This is a genomic window from Methanosarcina mangrovi (assembly GCF_052057765.1).
In the GTDB taxonomy this organism is placed as follows: Archaea; Halobacteriota; Methanosarcinia; order Methanosarcinales; family Methanosarcinaceae; genus Methanosarcina.
On record NZ_CP195120.1, the window covers coordinates 2,200,604 to 2,223,176 of the forward strand.

The following is a 22,573-nucleotide window of genomic DNA, read 5'->3' on the forward strand; positions in this document are numbered from 1 at the left end:
GCTACAACACAGAGCCGGCCGTTTTTTTAAGCACCCGCTGACATTCCTTCAAAACCATAGATACTTCGGGAGTATCAAAAAGCTCAAGTGTGAAACTCATAAAAATCGCGTTAAAGGAAGAACCTTGAAAAGGGAGATTAAGAGCGTCTCCATTTACCAGCTGCACACTTTTTGAAAATCCCGCTTTTTCTACTTTCGCTCGGGTGATTTCACACATTTTTTCAGAGAGGTCAATTCCGTAGACTCTTCCGGAATTTCCAACCGCATGGGCGAGTTCGAGGATAGCCTGACCTGTCCCGAATCCGATCTCAAGTATTATTTCTCCGGGGGCAGCCTGCAGCTTCTGCAGTCCGGAATCTATGAACTTTCCCTCAAAAGGGCTGGCAAACAAATCATACCATTTGCTCAACCGGTCATAACTGCTTTTAGCCACCTTCTTTGAGCGGGTAACTCTGCTTACATCCATTTAAGAAGACCTTCCAGTCCCTGTCCTTTTTACAGTCCCTGTCCTCTTACAGTTTCTGTCTTTCTTACAGTTTCTGTCTTTCTTACAGTTCCTTCCCTTACTTGCCTTGGATAAAAGTTTATTCCACGGGAGGGGATTTTATTCCACGTATTCCACGTTCCTTTTCACAGGCCGGAAGAGTTTCATGAACTCGTGCACATCTGCGGGAAAATCCGTGTTTACGGAAAGTCCAAGTTCTTTAGCTTCTCCGGCTGAGAGGGGGGTACTATGGATCATTTCTCCACTGACCAGCTTTTCAACAACATCATCGAGCCTGCTTTCCCCGCCTGGACCAGGTACGATTTTGCCTTCCAGGAGCTCCTCTGCAATGTGTCTGATAAGCTTAAGGGCTTTTCTTGAGATGTCACTCATAACAAGAGTGGTATCATCCGCATTCTCTTTTTTCATTTCCGCGGCATAGATCCAGGAAGGAGCGGGGTAAATACCGCGAAGGAAATCTCCTATTTGCGGCTCGATGGGCCCAATAATCGCATCCTTATCCATCACGATTTCGTCGGCTGCAAGAGCAATTATTGTGCCGCCTGACATCGAGTAGTGAGGAATGATAACCCTTGTCTTTTTGGGGTGCTTCCTGAGAGCGCGGGCAATCTGAATGCTGGCATGGAGCTGGCCTCCGGGGGTGTGCAGAATGAGTTCAAGAGGGTAGTCTTCGTACCGCCTTATCCAGCGCAAAATCTGCTCGGCATCCTCTTCGTCTATATACTGGTAAACAGGCATTCCGAAAAGAGAGATCGCTTCTCGCCTGTGAATCATCGTGAGCACTTTATAGGCGTGGTTTTTTTCCATAGCTTTTATTTTTGCCAGACGCTGCATCCGAATTCTTTTGAGTTGCGACTGCGGGTAGACTACAACGTACAGGAAGAAAAGTATGAAAAAAAGAGACATTAAATCCCAGAAACTGATTGTTGAAACATCAACGGCAACCAGAAAAACTCCCCCTTAAACCTTCCGCGGGCACCGCTAAAGCTAATCAGAATATGCGATTTAACCCCACGAGCTTAATTATTAACATTGTCCTACAATCTATTAATTATTAGCCCATTTGAAAGTTAGAAGTAAAAGTTAGAAGTAAAGATTAGAAGTAAAAGTTAGAAGTAAAAACCGGAACAGTTACCATAAACCTATAACCAATGCAGACGAATATTTCCATATGGCAGCCCCGAAGTACCTGAAACGCTATCTTATGGTGCAGGGAAATGAAATGCCTGCCCTCTCAAGGATTACAGAGAGGATTGGAGTAGAATTCGACCCGCAGACGAAACTTGAAGAACTCCTGAATATCCATAAGGCAGGCATCGAAGAATACAGGAAATTGCGGGCAGGTCTTGATCTTGAAGGTGTGGAAGCCCTTGCCTATCCGGATGTTTCGGACAGGTTGAAGCTGTATACCGAAAGCTTCCTTGAGATCCCGAAAGCCAGCCCATCCCTTCTCGACCTTAAGGTTGCAATCGTGGACCGTATGCTTGAAAACTGCACCTGCTGCGAACGCCGCTGCGAGATAAACAGGAAAAAGGGCGAGAAAGGCTTCTGCCGGCTGACTGATGTTTCCCGTTATGCCTCGGAGTTCCTGCACATGGGAGAAGAGCCCGAACTTGTTCCCTCCCACACGATCTTTTTTACCGGCTGCGTCTTTGCCTGCATCTACTGCCAGAACTGGGACATCTCCGCCTGCCCGGAATGCGGGACAGAAGTCGATCCCCGAAAACTCGCAAAGCTTGTTGACATAAGGAGGCTGCACGGGGCAAAGAACGTAAACTTCGTAACCCCGGCCCCGCACCCGCATACCGTCCTGAGAATCGTGCGGGAAATGTCTTCAAACACCCCGGTTATCTGGAACTCGAATATGTACCACTCAAAAGAAATCGCCGAAATCCTTGAAGGGGTGGTCGATGTCTACCTCGGGGACTTCAAATACGGCAACAACGCCTGTGCCCTGAAATTTTCAAAGGTGAAAAACTATCTGGAAGTCGTTCAGCCCAACTTCGAGTTCGCCTACGAAACAGCCGAAATCCTCCTCCGCCACCTCGTCCTCCCCGGCCACCTCGAGTGCTGCACAAGGCCGATTGCCGAATGGGTCGCAGAACACACCCCGCAGATCAGGTTCAACCTGATGTTCCAGTACAGGCCCTGCTACCGGGCGATGGAATATCCGGACCTCGGAAGGCACCTGACCCTGGAAGAACAGACGGATGCGATTGATATCGTGAGAGGGGCAGGGATTGAGGATTTGCTGATCTGAGTGCTAAATGAAGTAGGTTGAATTACTCCTTGAATCTGATACGATATATTTTCTTACTACATTATATAAAATTAAGTATATATAAGTGGATATGCAAATAACTGTCTATGGGAAGGGGAGGCGGAGCCTGTAAGTTTTTAGGAGTAGTCTTCATTTTTAGTCTGCTGTTTCAGGGGAGTTGTATAGCAGAAGTAAACAATGAAACAAATATGGGTTTAAATGGAGCAATAAATGGCGTAACAAATGGCGTAACAAATGGCGTAACAAATGGCGTAACAAATGGCGTAACAAATGGCGTAACAAATGGCGTAACAAATGGCTTAACAAATAGCCCAACAAATAGTCCAACAAATAGTCCAACAAATAGTCCAACAAATGGGCTAACGATATTTCAGTTAATACTTCTATTACCAATTTTTTATGGAAATCTTCTTTTTCTAAGTTGGGTAAGCAGATTTTTCGACAAGATGGACTTTTGCTTTGTTGTTTTTATCCTTTCAGCACTATTAATATGGCTTTTATCATTCCATTTCAGCTTGGAACAAATTATTTCCTATTTCGTTCTTCCACTAGTCATAATTATAATTCTTTTGGTATTGGTTGCCGTTTTATATGAGACTTACTCGCAACGAAGAAATGGAGAAGAAATCAGTATAGAAGACGGAGCTTGTGTCATAGTAAGCCTTCATGACATAGTAAGAAATTTTCTTATAATATTTACAGGTCTCATGTGGCCTATGATACTATTTTATTATTACACGAATGGTCAGAGTAATTTTACATTTTTTGGAATAGAGAAGTTAGAGTTCCCTATCTATATAATAGCTGCATCATCTATTGGTGTTCTCTCATACCTTTTTTTAAGTGTTGAGGACACCTTTTCCCAGCTCATCCCGGAATACAAAAAAATGAGCATTGCCTGGTCATTCCTCAGAAGAATCACTATCGCACCTTTCATAGCGTTAATAGGCTTTTATCTGCTAAGTGATCTCCAAATCAGAGACGAGTCCAGCGAAATAAATGATTATTTTGTATTCATATTTTCTTTTTTTGCTGGAGTATTCACCAAAACGATAGAAGAATGGATTTATACGTGGGTTCAAAAACTTCTCCCCGGACATAAAAAGAACGAGTTAAGCGCCAGAGTCGAATACGAGGTCAAAGAGTCGGACTTTGTCAAGAAAATGAGGTTTGACGAAGATCTGGCATATGCCCTATACAGTACAAAAATCAGGACAATTGAAGAACTTGCAACCTGTGATGTTAGGGAACTACTCAAGAAATTGAACTTTGATTCCCGAAACCTGGGGGAGGAGGCAGCATTCATACTCAAAGAGCGTAAAGAAAGATTTGGCAGCTATTCGGAACGACAGGTTAAAATGTACATAGATAGGGCACAAACCTACATGAATATTGACAAATCGGACTTTGTCACAAAACTCAAAATGGACAGAGACCTGGCATTCATGCTTTACTACTTCGCCAATATAAAGAAGCTTGAAGATCTGAAAAACTGCGACCCACATGAGATTTATGACAAATTATATGACTGCGAAAAAGAAGCAGAAGAATTTGCGAAACATGAGGGAATTGATATTGAAAAAGCTCGTGAAATAGTGTGTACGTGTCCTGAAGAAAAGATCAGAAGGTTAAAAGAAAAAGCGAAGGAAGAATTAGAAAAGGAAGAATCAAATCAAAAAAATAATGCGGTTAGTCACCCGGAATTAGCAAATACGGCAGAGAGTAACACAGAATCAAGAAACGTAGTAGTGAATCACGCAGATTAAGAAAACGAAGATCCTGAGGAAGACAAATAACACTTATTGCCCCAAGTCTGGACATGAGATTGATAAGGTCCTTATTCTTAGTCTAATCATCCCAGATCCGTTTTTACTATCCAATTTCTTATTTCAGCGTCCGATTTTACTTTTTTGCTTCATAAGACACTCAGCTCTCACCGGGCGCAAAACGTCCGGCCTTTACGTAAAAATGCATAAGCAGAAGCATTAATGACCTGCACCTTCTGGCTTTAGGTTTTGACAAATTCGAAGCTTACCTAAACCCTCATTATAAAACCAACCATGTTTCAGTTTGCTGAAGAAGGAAATTATGAATAGGGGAAAAAAGATAGTAAGTTGCCGGGAAAACTGTATGGAGAAATGGATAATGAGCCGTAAGGACAAACGGGAACCTGGACCGGCTTCAAATAATCCTATGCTGCTGGAAGATATTCGCCATATAATCGAATCGACCCGCTCGGCGGTGGCTACTGCCGTTAACGCCGGTCTGACGATGCTCTACTGGAATATCGGCAAACGTATCCATGAGGAGATCCTCAAAGGTGAGCGGGCAGAATACGGGCAGGAAATTGTCGCCTCACTGGGGCGAGAATTAGTAGCTGAGTATGGTAACGGATTCTCTGAAAAAAACCTGCGCCGGATGATCCAGTTTGCTGAGGTATTTCCGGAAGAAAAAATTGTCGTGACACTGTTACGACAATTGAGCTGGTCACATTTCCTGGCTTTAGTTCCGTTAAAAGATCCGCTTCAACGCGAATTCTATGCTGAGATGTGCCGTATGGAGCGCTGGAGTGTGCGCACTCTGCGAAAGCAGATCGATTCCATGCTGTATGAACGCACAGCCATTTCTCGCAAGCCTGAAGAAGTGATTCGTCACGAACTTGCTAACCTGAGAGATCAGGATCAATTGACTCCTGAACTTGTTTTCCGAGACTCCTATGTTCTCGATTTCCTCGGCCTGAAAGACCGTTATCTGGAAAAGGACCTGGAGGATGCCATCCTGCGTGAACTTGAAGCTTTTTTACTGGAACTCGGTGTCGGATTCGCCTTTGTAGCCAGACAGCGGCGAATTCAAATTGACGATGACGATTTTTACATCGACCCCCTTTTCTACCACCGCCCCCTACACAGGCTTATTGTTATTGACCTGAAGCTCGGAAATTTCAAAGCCGAATACAAAGGCCAGATGGAACTCTACCTCCGCTGGCTGGATAAATATGAAAAGCAACCAGGAGAAGAGTCCCCACTTGGGATCATCCTCTGCGCCGGAAAGAAAGAGGAGCAAATCGAACTACTGGAGCTAAACCGTTCCGGAATCCACGTGGCTGAATACCTGACCGAACTGCCGCCCCGTGAACTGCTGGCTGAAAGGCTGCAGCGTGCTGTTAAGACTGCAAAAGCAAGGTTGGAAGCTTACGAGTAATAGAGAAAAGCCCTGAGGGCTTTTCGATTAATCTGTTTCGTCAGAATTCTGCAGTCCTTTCACGTTCTGAACTGGGATGTAGAAGTGTACATTCTTTTCTGACCTGATAAAAATCTCAGCTTCCCGGAGTCTATGCAGGTAAAGGTCATCCATTATTCTGAACACCGGGCTCTCACCGGTTGGCGGAGATGACTGACCTTTCCAAGATGAAAATGAAAAAGAAGTAGACTAAAAAGCGAAAACCCTGTTTTTTCTAGCTTACTTGACCTGCTGCGGATGAAGAAACTGAAAGAAAAGGAATAGTTCAAAGGCCTCCTTGAGACCTATTTATAGAATATATGGATCAGAACGAAGATATCTTTGTGCGTTTCATGAATGATATTCCGTTCCAAAGGATTGTAACCTCCCGGCTTGCTTCGGAGACGTATGAGAGGCTGCGAGGAAGCCTTATTGATCCGATAGGAGGAAAATTGTCGTGTCACTGATACGACAATTCAATGAGCAAATTATCTTCGCAATGTGTATACGATTAAGACTGATACACTTATAGTTACCTCTACATTTAATGCAATATTATTATACTAATATCAATATATTAGTTACCTATGAGCTTGGAGATGTTTACCACTTCTGATATTTCTACTGCTATATATCGCTCCTGCAATAAAACTGAGCAGATTAGACTTCAAGCGTTATTATTGGTTAAAAATGGTTTAAGTCCCGCTAAAATTGCCGAAGAGTTTTCAGTCCATCGTTCAACAGTACATCGTTGGATAAAGAGAGCTGAAAAAGAAGGTTTGTCTAGCCTTAAATGTAAACCCGGTCGAGGAGTAAAGTCTTTTTTAACGGCAGAACAAGTATCTGAGCTAAAAAAAGCATTATCCGAGCCAATACCAACAGATGACGGTTATTATCGTGGTTGGCAAACAAAGGATGCAGTTCAATTTGTCAGAGAGAAATTCAACATATCTTATTCAAAATCAAGAATGAGACAAATCATTAAAAATTTAGGGTTTAGCAAAATAACATGTCGACCTCAATCAAAAAGGCGAAATGAGACTCTCACAAACGAATTTCTAGCCGAAGTTCAAAAAAAGATTCCTAAATCCTAACCACTTATTCGTAACTCAAGATGAGAGCAGTTTTTGTGTGGATTCAAACAGATCAAAATGTTGGGCTATCAAAGGTTCGAAGCCTATTAAGTTTACAAGTGGTTCAAAAGCCAAAGTCAATATTGGAGGGTTCTACACTGAAAACGAAGAGTTTTATGGGTATGATTTAGGAGTTACACAGAATACAGACTCTTACTTAAAGTCATTAATCGATTTTAAGAGAGAGATAGGGGTAAAGATATTTCTCATACTAGACAAAGCTACATGGCATAGATCAGCAAAGGCAAAGGAATTTTATCAAAATAATAAACAGTGGCTGCAAATTCTGTTTTTTCCTCCAGCTACTCCAGATAGGAATCCAACAGAATATTGTTGGAAAACGACAAGAGAAGAGTTAACGTCAATAAAATCATTCAAAAATATTAACGTATTAAGAAAAGAACTGGATGAATTTTGGGAGAAACACAAATTTACACACAAAATGTCGCATTATTTAAAATGGTGACTATAGTTTGCCCATTTATGAGGAGAGGACAGGGATGAGGTCATCCACTCCAATAAATACGGCGGGGATTCCGGGGAAAAGACAGAGTTCTCTGTTTTCGAAAAGGAGGGGATCAAGCTCCTTTTGCCGACTACCTATTACTATTATTCGGAGAGAGAGCCGGAAAAGGAGCTCACAAGAGAAGATATCTTCCGGCATGCGCTTTATGTTGCAGAAAAAGAGCCTTCGGTCAGGTATTTCATATTTCTTGCACTGTTCTACTGCAAATTTGAAGAAGAATTAAAGGAAGTGAAACACGATATAGTTGAAAAACTGAAGCTTGTCCTGCAGGGGGGAGGATCAGAGGGTATCCTTCTTTTGAAGAAATAAAGGAGAAGGTGGACCTGTATTGGATTGAGATAAAGGAAAGGAAGTAATATTACAATACATTTTTAATGAAATTGATGACTTCCTGCCCAAAACTCCTGAGACTGAAAAACTTGAAATTTTTATTATCGGCGGGACCGTACTTCCGGAACAGGGTCTTAAACCTGCGACAAAGAAAATAGTAGTGAGTTTACCCTATATCAGAGATTTTAAGGGCTAATTTGAGGTCCTGGAGCATAAAGGAAGTTATATAATAACACTTTTATATTATCTGCCCGTTTATTTGTCCGGGAGTATGTCTGGAATGGGGAGACGGAACATTCTACACCAGTTAGAGGATGGGAGATCGTTATTCATCTCATCCGCGATTTAACAGGCAGACTTCTTTTACATAAAAATTGTCACTTTAAAGGGGGAATAAGCTGACGAAAACTGGACTGATATTATTGATGATAATCTCAACAGTACTGATGTTTGCAGCCGTGGGCTCTGCCCAGGATAACTCCACAGACAGTGCTGCAGCTGTCATTAAGGACGCAAATAACAGTACTGTGGGGTTTGCTACCTTTACCAAGGACGACTTTGGCATGGTTCGGATTCAGGTCTTTGCTAGCAACCTGACGCCTGGCCTGCACGGCATCCACATCCACGAGAAAGTGAACTGCACCGGGCCGTCTTTCACTTCTGCAGGAGGACACTATAACCCTCTGGGCAAAGAACATGGGTTCGACAACCTGAAAGGTCCCCATGCCGGAGATCTGCCCAATCTCGTAGTGGGACAGGACGGTACGGGGTATATGGATGTCACCACTAACCTTGTGACGCTGTCACCCGGGTCGACCACGCTATTTCCAGCCAACGGCACTTCACTGGTCATCCATGCCGACCCTGACGACCAGCTAACCGATCCTTCCGGCAACAGTGGTGCGCGGATTGCCTGCGGGGCCATCGAGAAAAGATAATTTTTTCTTAATTCCTTATATTTTTTAAGCTTCGTTAGAATGCTGACCTGAGTATTGACCTTGCCAGCAGCAGAGAAGCAATAGAGAAAAAACTACGCACCGGACCATTAACTCCATGCTGTTCGGCTTCATGAAGTGACAGGATCATTTGTCGTGAGCGAACAGGCTGCCAAACGAGTCTACAAGCGCTGTGGGGATCTCCTTCAACAAGCCCATTAATCTATAGATTTCATTAAAGTGTTTACCCTATTTCTTTAGATTAAAATACTGGAAGTCTGCCGGCAATTTCCAAGCTTACCAATATTAATACCATATGTCATAATTAAAATCAGTGATCCTGCTAACACTCAGGAAAAGAAGCCTGCTTTACCATATACTTTGCTGATGAGATCTTATCTGCTTGAAGAGAATCCTGTTCTAAAAACAGACTTTAGAACTAAGTAAGAAAACCAGGCTATCACAAAATAGGCAACTTTTTATAGAAATTACTCTTTTTCATAAGTAAATAATTAATGAGGTATATATGTGAAATTAAGCTTAAAATTATTCATCATGGCGATTATAATAATTCTTTTTTCTATAAATGCTCAGGCAGAAACAAGCAAGTATCAGGCGGGGAAGCTTGTTGAAGAATATCTGCTCGAAAACGAAATATCTACCACTTCTGGACCTTATGAATATGAAGGGAACGAATATTTTGTAGTTAAAGTAATACCTCTAGCTCAAATAGATCTGGTCAAAGCTCAATTCGTGGTAGATAGAGAGAAAGGAGAGATCGTTCAGGATGAGGATATCTTTTACGGTGTATCAAAAATTGACCTGTACGTTAACAAAATTGTTGCAAATGACCACCTGACAATGTACAGAGATAACATGATTGTAATACGCAAAGATATTGGTTATTGGGATGATTCTGAAGTGTTTTGGAATGAAACTGCAGACATTGCCACAACAACTGCTGAAAAAAATGCGGCAAAGAAGGCAGCCTCCATTTGCGGAGAATTGATAGTAAAATTTGAAGATGAATTGGAGGTTTCTCAAAATCTGACCGCTGCTATTGCTGAGATTCTTGATGGCAGCCCCAGTGATGTGGAGGTAAATAATTACATAGATTTAAAAAACCAGTTAAATAGTAAGTATGAAGAAAGTCAAAAAACCGTAGTCGAAGCCCGAGAGAATCTCCCCGGAATTTATGATGAATTTACAGACAGCAATTATGCCTATGATTTGAAAAAATCAGAATGGGAGAGTTATGAAAATACTGATTTGAACGAACTGGGTAAATTAGATGATAACTACAGAGTGTTAAATATCGCTGGTCAGACAGACTCATGGGTTCAGGAAGATCTCGATTGGGCATGGGAATCAATGAACGACAGAGTAACTTCTGAGAATGAAACTTCTGAGAATGAAACTTCTGAGAATAATACTTTGACAGCTTTGCCCGGATTTGAAATTACAGGACCTATTGCAGCTCTTTTAATTTTAACACTTCTGTTCAGACGGGAGTGAGTTTAGTTCTAAGTTTTCGGGACATAATTAGCGGCGTTTCATTGGGCGCCGTGAAAATGTCCAATATACAGGCAAACCTTTTTCCCTGATAATAATTTGTCTTCCTGATAAGAGTAGATAGATTTACTTCTAATTATTTTTCAAGCACAAACTGGCGTGAATAATAATATTTATAACATCATTAAGTGTATCCACAGAATTGATGGTAGACAAACTGGCTGCAGATAGAAACAACGTGCCTGTTGAACTTATTTTCCGGATTCATGAATCTCCCTGCAAAGCCGTTCTTGTAATAACCGGGGGCGGGGCAGAAATTATTGGGGAACTGCTCCGCCACGGCAGCGGCTCTGCAACAGTACTCGAGGCGGTTGTTCCGTACGGCACGGATGCAATGGATAGGTTCCTCGGAAGAAAAACGGAGAAGTACTGCTCGGAAAAAACTGCGAGATTGATGGCGATGGTCGCCTACCAGCGAGCTCTGGACCTGTCAAAAGACAGGGCTGCAGACCGGGAAGTGATAGGAATAGGAGCGACCTGCAAGCTCAGGGCAGCAAACGAGAGGGAAGGGAGAAAACACGAGGTCCACGTTGCCATACAGTCAGCCTGTGAAACCGGAGTGAATACACTTGAACTGACAGCGGACAGGACAAGGGAAGAGGAAGAAAAGATTGCCTCGCTCCTGATCTTCAATGTACTTGCCCGCTACTGCGGTGTTCCTGAAATCGATTTACTGGATAGGGTTGAGCCCGGAAAAGGGAGAGGAGAGGAAGTTATTGAAGAATATGAGTCCGTTTCCGGACCTGTAGGGGATCTCCTGAAACCGAAAATATGCAGCCAAGAGGGTCCTCATGAAACCCCGGGTATCGCAAGAATCGATTTAAATGAGGCAAAAACAAAAGAAGCAAGAACTCACGGAGAAAACGGAGAAAACGAAGAATCTGGTAAGATCAGGCTTGTGTTTCCCGGTTCTTTTGACCCCTGCCACAGGAATCATGTTTTTATGGCAAAACTGGCTTCGGAGAAACTTGGTGAGCCCGTTCACTTTGAAATATCCTTGACTAATGTCGACAAGCCGCCTATAGATTTTATCTCGCTGAATCAGAGGCTTGACTCGTTAAGGGAATACAAAGACGAAAGCTTCATGGGTGGGGTTTGCCTGACCAATGCTCCTCTTTTCCTGCAAAAAGCTGCGCTTTTCCCTGACAGCACCTTTATCGTTGGTGCCGATACAATCAACAGGATTTTTGACGCAAAATATTATAATGCTACAACAGATACGCCTGCCATTTTAAAACATTTTAAGGAAAAGAACATACGCTTCATGGTGTTTCAGAGGAAATCCGTTAAACTTTGCCTGAACCCTGAAGTCCTTGAGTTTTGCGAGATTGTCCCGATGGACGAATACGAAGACGATGGAATATCTTCTACAGAAATCAGAAGGAAGAATGAAAAATAACAAGGTAAATCCGGAACTTTTTTAAGGAAATTTATGATTGCACGCCTAACCATGGACCTGGTATACCGGCAGTCAAAGACGGCATATCCCGGTATCTGAACAGAGAGAAATCTTTACCGTATTTCACTTTTTAAGTTGAATTTCTTTTTTTTTGGGAGAAAGAAACACTGCCTTTTTTTTTTTGAACACTGACTACATCATAATATTTTTATTTCATATTGAGAAAAGTATATCTATTAAGAGTAGGAAAAAACTTACCGGTTTCCGATTATGGAATCCCATTCACAGCTATTTTGAGATGAAAAAAAGGACGAAAAAAATGGCAGATATTGAAGGATTACTCCACGAGGTTGCCGATGCGGTAATCTCCTGTAAAAAGGAAAAGGTACTCGAGGCGGTTCTAAAAGCCAGGGCTGAGATCCCGCCTGAAGAGATTATTGAAAAAGGGCTTTCTGCTGGCATGAACCAGGTGGGGGTTCTCTTTGAGAGAGGAAAACTCTTCCTGCCCCACGTGATGATGGCAGCAGATGCAATGACAGCAGGCGTCAAGCTCCTTGAAGCTGACCTCCCGGCAGGGGCTCAGGAAAAGAAGCTCGGAGTCATCGTTAACGGGACTGTGGAAGGCGACGTCCACGACATTGGCAAGTCGATCGTCTCAACCATGCTTCAGTCCTCTGGTTTTGAAGTTCACGATATAGGCAGGGACGTTCCTATCAGGAATTTTATTGAAAAGGCAAAGGAAACCGATGCCGATATGATAGGGATCTCCGCCCTTATGACCACAACCCTTCAGGGGCAGAGGGACGTTATCGAGCTCCTGAAAGAAGAAGGGCTGCGCAGCCGGGTTAAGGTCATGGTCGGAGGGGCTCCTGCAACCCAGGCCTGGGCAGACAAAATAGGTGCGGACTGCTATGCCGAAAATGCAAGCGAAGCAGTGGCAAAGGCAAAAGAACTGCTGCTCTGAACCCCGATTCCAGTCTAAACTTGGTAATTCTGAAGTTAATCGTTCCAGGTTTGGTCAATCAAAATTAGTCGTTCCGGGTCTGGTTAATTCAACTTAACCATTCCGGGTTTGACCAATCCGATTTTAATCAGTTTAATTTGAGCAATGGAGGATAAAAAATGGCAACTGAATATGCTTTGAGGATGGGCGACGGTAAAAGGATCTACCTCACAAAAGAAAAAATCCTCAGTGAGATAGAAGCAGGCTCTGCAAATGCCGCCGACCTTGGAGAAATCCCTGATCTCAGTGCAGATGAAATGGAAAAGCTTGCTGAAATCCTTATGATGCCAGGGAAAGCCGTGAGCGTCGAACAGGGTATGGAAGTCCCGGTTACTCATGATATTGGTACAATCCGGCTTGACGGGGACCAGGGGAACAGCGGCGTTGGAATTCCTTCCAGCCGGCTTGTCGGCTGCATGACGCATGAGCGAGCTTTTGGCGCCGACACTATGGAGCTCGGACACATCGACTACAGTTTCAAGCCGGTAAAACCCGTGGTCTCAAACGAGTGCCAGGCGATGGAAGTCTGCCAGCAGAACATGATCATTCCCCTCTTTTACGGTGCAATGCCCAACATGGGGCTTTACTACACCCCCGACGGACCTTTCGAGAACCCTGGCGACCTCATGAAGATGTTCAAGATCGATAAGGCAAGAGAATCCATGGAACATGCCGCAGACCACCTGACAAGGGATACGGTCTGGGTTATGCAGAAACTCTTTGCCTCAGGAGCTGACGGGGTTAACTTTGATACAACCGCTGCAGCCGGAGATGCGGATATGTACGGTACCCTCCGGGCTGTCGAAATCCTCAGGGCTCAGTTTCCGGAGATGTACATTGAGGTGGGCATGGCAGGCGAGATGGTGCTCGGGATGCACGGGGAACTGGAGTACGATGAAGTCCGGCTTGCCGGGCTCTGGCCGCATGAACAGGCTCCCCTGGTTGCAAAAGCCGGAGCAAATGTCTTTGGCCCCGTGGTCAACACCAACACCAGCAAGACCTCAGCCTGGAACCTGGCAAGGGCTGTCACCTTCATAAAGGCGGCAGTGGAAGCTTCCTCAATCCCCTGTCATGTGAACATGGGCATGGGGGTAGGGGGAATCCCCATGCTTGAAACCCCACCCGTGGATGCAGTTACGCGGGCAAGTAAGGCAATGGTTGAGATTGCCGGCGTCGACGGCATATAGATCGGGGTCGGCGACCCGATGGGTATGCCGATTTCCCACATTATGGCTTCCGGAATGACCGGGATCAGAGCTGCAGGCGACCTCGTCGCAAGGATGGAGTTTTCAAAGAACATGCGTATCGGAGAGGCAAAAGAGTACGTGGCAAAGAAGCTTAATGTCGACCCCATGGACCTCTCGGACGAACATGTCATGCGAGAACTGCGCGAAGAGCTTGATATTGGAGTCATCACCTCAGTGCCCGGAGCTGCAAAGGGCATTGCTGCGAAGATGAATATCGAGAAACTGCTCGGGATCAAGATCAATTCCTGTGAAACGTTCAGGGCACAGCTTGCCTGAATCAGGGGCTTAAACTAACCTTTTAAAAAATGGTGATATTCATGGACGACAACACCCATTCTTCTCAAATCGACTGGCAGTATGCCGAGGAATGCAGCAGAGCAAGCTGTGACTTAAAAGAACTCGAAAGATCCATTGACTGGAAACAGGGTCTTGCAATTGCTCTCGGAGTACCCTTACTGATCCTCCCCTCTATCGGTTACTTTACAGGTTACGTCTGGGCTTTTTCAATAATTATCTGGGGCCTGACCATTTTCCTGGGCTTCTTCCAGAACCTTGCCTTCGGAGAACTTGCAACCGTCTTCCCGAAAGCCTCAGGCCTGCCGGGATACACCCAGACCGTTTTTGGCTCGAGTTCGAACAAAAACAATAAGGGCAAATTCAAGTTTGGAAAATTCATAGGCGGATTCAGTGCCTGGAGTTACTGGTTCGGCTGGAGCCCGGTACTTGCAATCTATGCGATCCTCATCGGAAGCTACCTCAAAGGGCTTGTGCCCGCCTTTTCAGGAATTCCCGATACCCTGCTCTCTCTGATGGTCGGAGCCCTGATTTTCGGGTCCCTTGCAATCATAAATTCAAAGGGGCTCAGGAACGGAGCGATGGCAGGATACATCCTGGCTGTTGTTTCCCTGATTCCCCTCATTGTTATTACCGTTGCCCCGTTCCTGACGGGAGACTTCCATCTTACCAACATCACAGGCTCCTGGTTCCCAACGGACTGGACCTGGGACATGAAACACATCCTTATCCTCTTCGGGATCTTTGCAATGGCTGAATGGAGCGCCTGTGCCTGGGAAACTGCAGCAATTTACGGGCCCGAATATAAGAACCCGAATACTGACACCCCAAAAGCCCTGCTGGTCTGCGGAGGAATCTGCCTTGTGCTTTACGTGCTGGTCCAGACCTCGGTTATAGGCACCTTGGGAGTTGAAGGCGTACTTTCCGAACCCATATCTCCTATGCTCCCCATAGCCAACCTTACCCTGGGTACGCTTGGAGCTTCAGTTGCAATTGTCATGCTTGTAGGGGCAATGCTCCTTATCATCCAGACTGCCTTCCTCTCTTCGGCAAGGTCGATCTACTCGATGTCAGTCGAAGGCAACCTGCCGGCTTTCCTGAGCAAATTAAACTCTCACGGGCACCCGATGAACGCAATGATTGCCGATGCCCTGTTCAACATGGGCCTTATCCTGCTCGGAACCCCGACCGCAATCCTTGCGGCTTCTGCTATCGGATATATCTTTGCAAACGGGATCAGCCTCTATACCTATGTTAAGGTTAGAAACGACCCCAAACTCTCAAAACTGGACAGGCCCTTTAAAGCCCCCAACGGCTGGAAGACCGTGGCAATGGTAACTGCCATCTTAAACATCCCCTTCTTCCTTGTGGGAATCATATACCTTAACAGTCTCGAACTCGGCTGGGCTACCACGGGAGTTGGCTTCTTCGTACTCTGTCTCTATGTCCCGCTCTGGTTCTACTCTCAGAGAGAGACAAAAAAGACCGAAGAAAAAATAGCTGCAGAAAAAGAAGCGGTTTTAGCCTGAATTTCGGCATGAAAACTTGCTTTAACTAAAAACCGAAGCTTCTGAAAAAGATACCCTCCCGTCCTCAGGAGTTTTCCCGAGCATGAGGAAGGTGACTGGAGCAGTTTCGAAATGCAAATTAAGCCGGAACATTTCTGTTCCGGGATCTTTTTTTCAGTTCCTGCTTTTATTCTGGGTTCTCTCCTCTCCGTATGGTCCCTGATTAACGGGTTGATCTGTTCCGGAACCCGGGAGGTAAACTTTTCTCTTCCTGCGCTGCATAGGGCTCGGACCGGCCTGTAAGGGAGAAAAATAATCTGCAAATCAGTTTGAGATAACGAATAAGCTGGAAGCGGAAAAGCCAGGATAGAAAGAGATAGATAGAAGGATGGAAGGAGATAGAAGGATTATTCCAGCATCCATTTCCATACGGAGTTAACAATTATTCTTTTCTTTTCCCCGTCTCCGCCCGGGACCTCCATGACTCCTTCATCATCCATGGTAAGGATGAGTCCCTCATTAAGCCCGTATTCTTCCATAGCTGCCAGAAGCCCGAGAACCTCCCGTTCTCTTACTGCCGGGTTTCCGAAGTAGACCGAGACCTGAACCGCAGCCTTAACAGCCGTGCTGTCTTTTTCGGTAATAAGGAAATCACATTCTCGACTGTCCCGGAAGTATGACACCTGCTTGCCCTGCCTGAGCAGTTCGAGAAATACAAGGTTTTCAAACCGCAATCCCAGGCTGTCAGGATAATTGGGGTATACTGTCTTGAAGAAACCCGTATCTCCGGCGTAAACTTTACATGGGACTTTTCTTTCTTGTTTGTTTTCGTTTTCAGATAAGTGGTTAAAGAGAGGAACCCGGTATAGCAAAAATGCGTCTTCCAGATAGTCAAGGGCGGTGCGGACTGTATCCTCGTTCTCTATCCCACTTGCTCGCTTCAAGGTATCGAGGGAGTACTCCGATGCCATATTAGAAATCAGGAAAACAGCAAGTTTTTTCAGCCCTTCTGCGTCCTGAATATTGTGTTTTGAAATAACCTCTTTATGCAAAATTTCTTCGAAATACGCCCGGGAAAGCATGGAATTTCCGTCTTTAATTACGCCGGGAAAGCCTCCGTTTTCAAAATATTTCAGGAACAGGCAAAGCATCTCATCGCATCGGGAAGGGGTGAGAAAATTAGGCCTTGGGACCCTTAGCCCTTTCAGAGTAAGGTATTCTTTAAAGGAAAAAGGCAAAAGTTTGAGGATCCTTGCCCTATCTGCAAAAAGCGAGGAAACCTCCTGGCTCAGGCAACTTGCAGAAGAAGAGGTTACAAAAACTCCTGCTCCTTCCCTGTTAAGCCTGTCAACCCAGATATCCCACCCAGGGACATTATGAATCTCATCAAGGAAATAGTAGACATGTCCGGCTTCATTTTCATTTCCTTTTAAGTAAACTTCAGCCACAATTTCCTCAATTTTCTGAAAACATTCAGGTTCCAATTCTTTAAATCTGCTATCTTCAAAATTAATATAAATCTTCACACCCTGCACAAGACCTGCGACATACTTTAAGAAGGACGTCTTGCCTGCATGGAGCGGACCATAGATCAAATTGATCTCACGCCCATCCAGGCAGGGAGAAACCGGAATGTTGCGCGGGATTAGAGTAGAGGGGCTTTGGAAAAAGGTTTGGTGGTCAAGAACCAGTGGAAGGAGTTTAAGTCTTTGCATATGATCAGAATAATTTTGGAGATAAAACTATATAGTTATTCTGGCACAGCACTTATACAGTGAAAAAAGTTTAACACTTCGGATGATTAAAAAGGAGAACATGCAGTTGAATTTCGAATAGAAAGGACACAGTCCTGTAACTTGAAAGGACACAGTCCTGTAACTTCACTGTGCCTGAACCGAAAAAATACGCTTTTGGATGCAAATAAGCTTAAATTTCGCCATATAATACAATATTATTTTAGATTAGAGTTTATTTTAGAATTTTCAGTAATATAAATGTCCTACTGGAAAATAACTCTTAATCTCAGGCTTTAAATCCAGAGAAAAGAACTGCTATCGTAAAAATAACAATGTAGAAACAGTGTAGAAACAATGTAGAAATATCGAACAAAAATAAATTTTTTGAATAGACCGAAAAGAAGTACAGGGTCGATTGAAAGTGATTTTACTTGGAGAAAATCTGCGATATGTTGCCACGGAAAAAATATATAGTTTCATTAATTTTCAGAAACCTTTCCCGAACTTTCAATCCTTTTTAGGTTCATATATCGTTTTCTGCTTCCCACATCTCGCACACACAAAATACTTTTCCCTCACATTTGAAGCGTAGATGTTCAAACCTCCGCTTCTTTTCCACTTATGGAGCCCTATGAGGCACAAAATGTTTCTCCTTGGAGGTTTTCCGGAAACTTTGGATGGAGCCCTGTAAGCCAGGTAATCACCCTCGTATCAATGAATTCTTGTAACCTGAAGTTTCAAGCTGGTGTACTGGAATTATTGTATTATCAATAATATTATTTAGCTGTTATTCTAATCCGTGTAGTTTGGAGTTTCTCGAGAGCATACACACTCACAAGCCTCTGCTTCAGGTTGAAGTCAAGAGCCATTTCTCTCAGGACGGGCAGAGTAAGCTTGATAAAACAAATATAGTAAAGCAGGCCCGGCAGACAATATACCTGGATAATCGACCATCCGACTGCTCTAAAGAGTATTGAAGTAGGGAATTCTCTGAAAAGATTCCGAACTTTATTTAACCTGCATTTGCTAATTAGTCAATTTTTAAGAACTTTTATCTTCCGTTATCCGATTTTCTTTCCCTGATCGGAAATTTAAGAGTAATTATCACGGGAAAATTTTGTTTAAATTTGTTTGTTCTGTAAACTAATATATACGATAAGTAGGAATGGTACGGTAGTATCCCTACATATAAAGGGATATGATGAGATGCTCTTCACCTCAGTGTTACAATCCTTATCCACCCCTGGTTATCGGGAAGTCGTTAAGGTGACGGGCGACGGAAAGAATCGAAACCCCGGATTTCAGGCAGAATAGATGTGGTAGATAAATAGCGGTAGAAAAAGTGTGCGGCAGACAATCGGAAATGCCTCAAGGGTCTGCGAGCCTGTTCCTTCCGGCGGAAAGGCAAAAAGGATGAAGAAAGCAGAAACGTTTTTTACACGCCTCAAAGCTGTACATACCAGGCCTCAGTTATGTACGGCACCTTAAAAACTGCTGCCCGCCTCTCCTGAAATCCATACTTCAGCCTTTCCTCTTTTCTTTCCATTTTTCAAGCCGACAAGAATTTTAGGGCTTGAAAAGTTTTTGATTTCTGTTGCATAAGTAGTCCGGGCTACCCTGTCAAAACAAGAAAATTTTACATAATGATTCTTCGTTTTTGCTTTACTTCATTTTCCAGATTAAGAATAGTTGAGTTTCCATAAAAGTTGTCCGGAAAATTATATATAACAATAAAAGCCAATCATACTTTGTATTTCTGTGGTGCAGAAATACATGAAGAAGTTCTTCGCTACCATTACGATCATCACTCCACCCTGGCGTTAAATGAGTGGGTCGTTTCATAGATGGGCGAAGGACTGGAAGAAAATTGGGCAATAGATGATAAGAAAGTGGTAGAGTAAGGCTAAAAAGCCTTATATTAGATGCGGTGGAAGGGCAAGGCAGGTTTGATGAAGTCGTATCCATCCAGACTGATGCCTCATCATGTATCGTATGAAACGCCTCAACCCTTATACGATACAGGGATACATACATCTGCCTGATAACTGTTTTTAGCCTTTCCACCATTTCTGCCGAATCCTGAACTGTTTTCCAGCTTAACAAAAGAGGATATCACCTTTTTTATTCCATGAATAAGCACCGTATGGATCAATTTTCAATACTTTCTCATAAAATTTAATACTTCACTATATCTGTCACTTATGCGGACCCACAACATCTATTTACACTTTAGATTCAACTTTCAACTTTTTTTCGATTTACTACATCCACATAAAATTCAGCATATCCGCAATCTAAACAAACATGCACTTTAAATTCGCGCATGGGCCCGGTAAAATAGCATTCGCTATCAGACTCATAACCTATACGTTCTCCGATTATATGGCCTATATCAAGATTTTCGCTCCCGCATTTTGGACATTTGCCCTTCTTCATTCTGCAACACCCCACGTCATCAATGAAATTTGGTTCTGTAGAAATCCTCAAAAGTATTTTCTTACGAAAAAATAGTAAATCTGATTGTAAAATTACCTCTCTTTTTTTGCCCCCACAAAAAAGAATGAGCATTTCATATTCGCATCGAATAATTATATTTGTCAGCGAGTAATTATAGTTGTCATCTAATAATTAGATTTGTCTTCAATTAAATATATTAAATTTGTTGAGGTCCCATTCTTTTAGCATTCCCATGCGAGTTTGGGAGCTAAAATGGCTTTTCTCAACCTTTTTTGCCATAGTTCATTTCTCAAGTCATCTTCTCGACCCTTGAAGAGCTGTTTTTTCCTCCAATGGTTCGGCCAGAACAATAAACGGTTCAAATAAATCTGCAGATTAAAAAAAGCATAAATAAGATATAATTTGGAATAAAAGGACTAATGAAGAAAAAACATGGGAAATTAAAAATGAAGTTGAACCAAAAACAGGAGAAATTAAAAACGAAGTTGAACCGAAAACAGGAGAAACTAAAAACGAAGTTGAACCAAAAACAGGAGAAATAAATCCGGAATTTAAAATAGGAGAATTCAATGAAACTGATGAATTCGTCTCAGATACCGCTTGCAATGATCCTGCTGCTTTATGCCACATGCCCGGCTGCAGCCCTGCTGGTCCCAGAACTGCCGAAATCCCCTACCAGATTAATGCCTCAGACAGAATAGCGATCGGTACGGTAAGTGATATCCAGGAACACTATGACCATACAATCTTTTCGATTACGGTTGAAGAATGGCTCTATAACCCTCTGCCTGCCAGAACCATAGACGTGAGGACCGAAACTGGCAAGTATCTCCGGACTGAAGACCAGGCAGAGTTTACCCTGAACGAATCAGTGCTCCTCATGCTGAGGGACGAAGCCCCTGAGAAACAGCTTTTCAGCATCTCTGTGGGCTTTCCCGGAAAACACCCTGTATCAGACAGGGATGCAGTAATTGAGGAGCTGAAGGCTCAGGGAAAATGGCAGGCAGAAAATCAGACCGGAACTGCGGGAACAGCAGATGAACAGCCAGCGGATCCAGATGCCCCCCCGGATACGAAAAGCATTCCTTTCGCAGGCATCCTATGGACAGCTGCAGTATTGATAGGGGCATTTGAATATACGAAGAAGAAAAAGCAGTGTAAGAGAAAGTAAAATTATCTACTTCGCTCAGATGATCCGGAGAAAGCCCGGTCATACGTAAATCAAGAGAAAAAGAATATCCTAGGAAAATCTACGGTGATCGTTAAAAAACGTAGCTATTACGACCGTTTCAAAACACATCCGGCCGATCATTATTCAAATATAAGCAAAAGCCTTACAGAGACTACATTAAAGCTGAAAGCATAGAACACTTCAGAATTAAACAAGGACAGAAAGTAGTTACGAAGCTCAAAATGGAGTAAGCCATCTTATCTGGAATTCCTGAAAATGAGATGTACAACTGCCAAATTTAGATGAATAAATATACATAGCCATCAATCCAAAAAACGATTTCCTGGAAATCGTCTCCTGTACCTGGAGATGGCTATGATTCTATTTGTTAAGTAGTTTGTTTCGGGCTCGGTAACGACTCAGTAGTGTTAATTAACACCAGCCGCCGCCCCAGCCGCCACAGCCGCCCCAGCCGCCGCAGCCACAGCCACGACCCCAGAAGCGATGTCTGAAGCCCCAGCCCCATCTGTTAAATCCAAATCCGAACATATTACTTGCCTCCAAGTATATTTGTCTTACATTTCTTGTCTTATATTTCTGAAAACGAAATATACAACTACCAAATTTAGACGAATAGATATGCATAGCCATCAATCCAGAAAAAGATTTCCTGGAAATCGTCTCCTGTACCTGGAGATGGCTACGATTCTATTTGTTAAGTAGTTTGTTTCGGGCTCGGTAACGACTCAGTAGTGTTAATTAACACCAGCCGCCGCCCCAGCCGCCACAGCCGCCCCAGCCGCCGCAGCCACAGCCACGACCCCAGAAGCGATGTCTGAAGCCCCAGCCCCATCTGTTAAATCCAAATCCGAACATATTACTTACCTCCGTTTATTTACCTTATTCTTTTCACACTCATTATTGCACATTGAAAAATGAATTCTTTGAAATTAAGTGCGTATTCTTCTAATGGTGTGTCCCTTCCCAGTTGAACCCTTATCAACCCCCATAAGTGTTATACTCCGGCAATTTTTGAAACTATTCTTCGTACTGGTTTTTGTTTGGAGAGGAGCAGATTTGGTTTTGATTGCCAGAGAGTATAAACCTATATAATAATAATAAATTATATAAAAAGAGTGGAATAAATTTTTCTAAACATTAAATAGTCTTCGAAAATCCGGGCAAACATCCGCCTGAGCTTGAAGGTTCTCTTCTATTCTTAATTTAGAAAATATAATCCTTAAAAGCGCTCAATAA

At 43.4% G+C, this 22,573-nt stretch carries 15 protein-coding genes and 1 pseudogene; 12 read left to right on the forward strand and 4 right to left on the reverse strand.

Features of this window, described 5'->3' with window-relative positions; all coding sequences use genetic code 11:
* Nucleotide 1: 1 nt before the first annotated feature.
* Together ACSAZL_RS09945 and ACSAZL_RS09950 are read right to left on the reverse strand one after the other, a co-directional pair.
* A complete protein-coding gene (locus ACSAZL_RS09945; protein WP_440948514.1) occupies nucleotides 2-466 on the reverse strand; it encodes a class I SAM-dependent methyltransferase in 465 nt (154 codons plus the stop codon).
* A gap of 138 nt (nucleotides 467-604) precedes the next feature.
* Entirely contained in the window at nucleotides 605-1,411 is an 807-nt protein-coding gene (locus tag ACSAZL_RS09950) for an SDH family Clp fold serine proteinase (protein ID WP_440948515.1), read from the reverse strand.
* Between the two features lie 265 nt (nucleotides 1,412-1,676).
* On the opposite strand from ACSAZL_RS09950, the gene ACSAZL_RS09955 reads away from it, so the two are divergent.
* From ACSAZL_RS09955 to ACSAZL_RS10005, 11 genes and pseudogenes are all read left to right on the forward strand, one after another.
* A complete protein-coding gene (locus tag ACSAZL_RS09955; protein WP_440948516.1) occupies nucleotides 1,677-2,765 on the forward strand; it encodes a radical SAM protein in 1,089 nt (362 codons plus the stop codon).
* A gap of 107 nt (nucleotides 2,766-2,872) precedes the next feature.
* A complete protein-coding gene (locus tag ACSAZL_RS09960; protein WP_440948517.1) occupies nucleotides 2,873-4,552 on the forward strand; it encodes a PT domain-containing protein in 1,680 nt (559 codons plus the stop codon).
* A 322-nt stretch (nucleotides 4,553-4,874) separates the two neighbouring features.
* Nucleotides 4,875-5,987 carry a PDDEXK nuclease domain-containing protein gene (locus ACSAZL_RS09965; RefSeq protein ID WP_440948518.1) on the forward strand — a complete coding sequence of 371 codons (1,113 nt, stop codon included), beginning with the start codon at nucleotides 4,875-4,877 and terminating at the stop codon, nucleotides 5,985-5,987.
* Nucleotides 5,988-6,592: 605 nt separating this feature from the next.
* A protein-coding gene (locus tag ACSAZL_RS09970; protein ID WP_440945076.1) for an IS630 family transposase occupies nucleotides 6,593-7,604 on the forward strand; the annotation gives its coding sequence in 2 pieces (ribosomal slippage) (nucleotides 6,593-7,077 and nucleotides 7,076-7,604; 1,014 coding nt in all).
* Nucleotides 7,605-7,727: 123 nt separating this feature from the next.
* Nucleotides 7,728-7,973 carry a hypothetical protein gene (locus ACSAZL_RS09975; protein ID WP_440948519.1) on the forward strand — a complete coding sequence of 82 codons (246 nt, stop codon included), beginning with the start codon at nucleotides 7,728-7,730 and terminating at the stop codon, nucleotides 7,971-7,973.
* 446 nt (nucleotides 7,974-8,419) lie between these two features.
* Nucleotides 8,420-8,932: a superoxide dismutase family protein gene (locus ACSAZL_RS09980; RefSeq protein WP_440948520.1), complete on the forward strand. Its 513-nt coding sequence runs from the start codon at nucleotides 8,420-8,422 to the stop codon at nucleotides 8,930-8,932.
* A 525-nt stretch (nucleotides 8,933-9,457) separates the two neighbouring features.
* Nucleotides 9,458-10,444 (forward strand): hypothetical protein, encoded by a 987-nt coding sequence (locus ACSAZL_RS09985; RefSeq protein WP_440948521.1) that lies wholly within the window; start codon nucleotides 9,458-9,460, stop codon nucleotides 10,442-10,444.
* A gap of 202 nt (nucleotides 10,445-10,646) precedes the next feature.
* Entirely contained in the window at nucleotides 10,647-11,900 is a 1,254-nt protein-coding gene (locus ACSAZL_RS09990) for a hypothetical protein (protein WP_440948522.1), read from the forward strand.
* A 319-nt stretch (nucleotides 11,901-12,219) separates the two neighbouring features.
* Nucleotides 12,220-12,864 (forward strand): dimethylamine corrinoid protein MtbC, encoded by a 645-nt coding sequence (mtbC, locus tag ACSAZL_RS09995; RefSeq protein ID WP_440948523.1) that lies wholly within the window; start codon nucleotides 12,220-12,222, stop codon nucleotides 12,862-12,864.
* A gap of 158 nt (nucleotides 12,865-13,022) precedes the next feature.
* Nucleotides 13,023-14,426 (forward strand): annotated as a pseudogene (mtbB, locus tag ACSAZL_RS10000) ([dimethylamine--corrinoid protein] Co-methyltransferase).
* A gap of 41 nt (nucleotides 14,427-14,467) precedes the next feature.
* A complete protein-coding gene (locus ACSAZL_RS10005; protein ID WP_440948524.1) occupies nucleotides 14,468-15,973 on the forward strand; it encodes an APC family permease in 1,506 nt (501 codons plus the stop codon).
* Between the two features lie 386 nt (nucleotides 15,974-16,359).
* Here the strand turns inward: ACSAZL_RS10005 and ACSAZL_RS10010 are convergent, their stop codons facing one another.
* Both ACSAZL_RS10010 and ACSAZL_RS10015 read right to left on the reverse strand, forming a co-directional pair.
* Complete coding sequence (locus ACSAZL_RS10010; protein ID WP_440948525.1) at nucleotides 16,360-17,667, reverse strand: ATP-binding protein; 1,308 nt, start codon at nucleotides 17,665-17,667, stop codon at nucleotides 16,360-16,362.
* A 2,256-nt stretch (nucleotides 17,668-19,923) separates the two neighbouring features.
* Complete coding sequence (locus tag ACSAZL_RS10015) at nucleotides 19,924-20,124, reverse strand: hypothetical protein (RefSeq protein ID WP_440948526.1); 201 nt, start codon at nucleotides 20,122-20,124, stop codon at nucleotides 19,924-19,926.
* Between the two features lie 649 nt (nucleotides 20,125-20,773).
* Here ACSAZL_RS10015 and ACSAZL_RS10020 point away from each other — a divergent pair.
* Complete coding sequence (locus ACSAZL_RS10020) at nucleotides 20,774-21,316, forward strand: hypothetical protein (RefSeq protein WP_440948527.1); 543 nt, start codon at nucleotides 20,774-20,776, stop codon at nucleotides 21,314-21,316.
* Nucleotides 21,317-22,573: the final 1,257 nt, after the last annotated feature.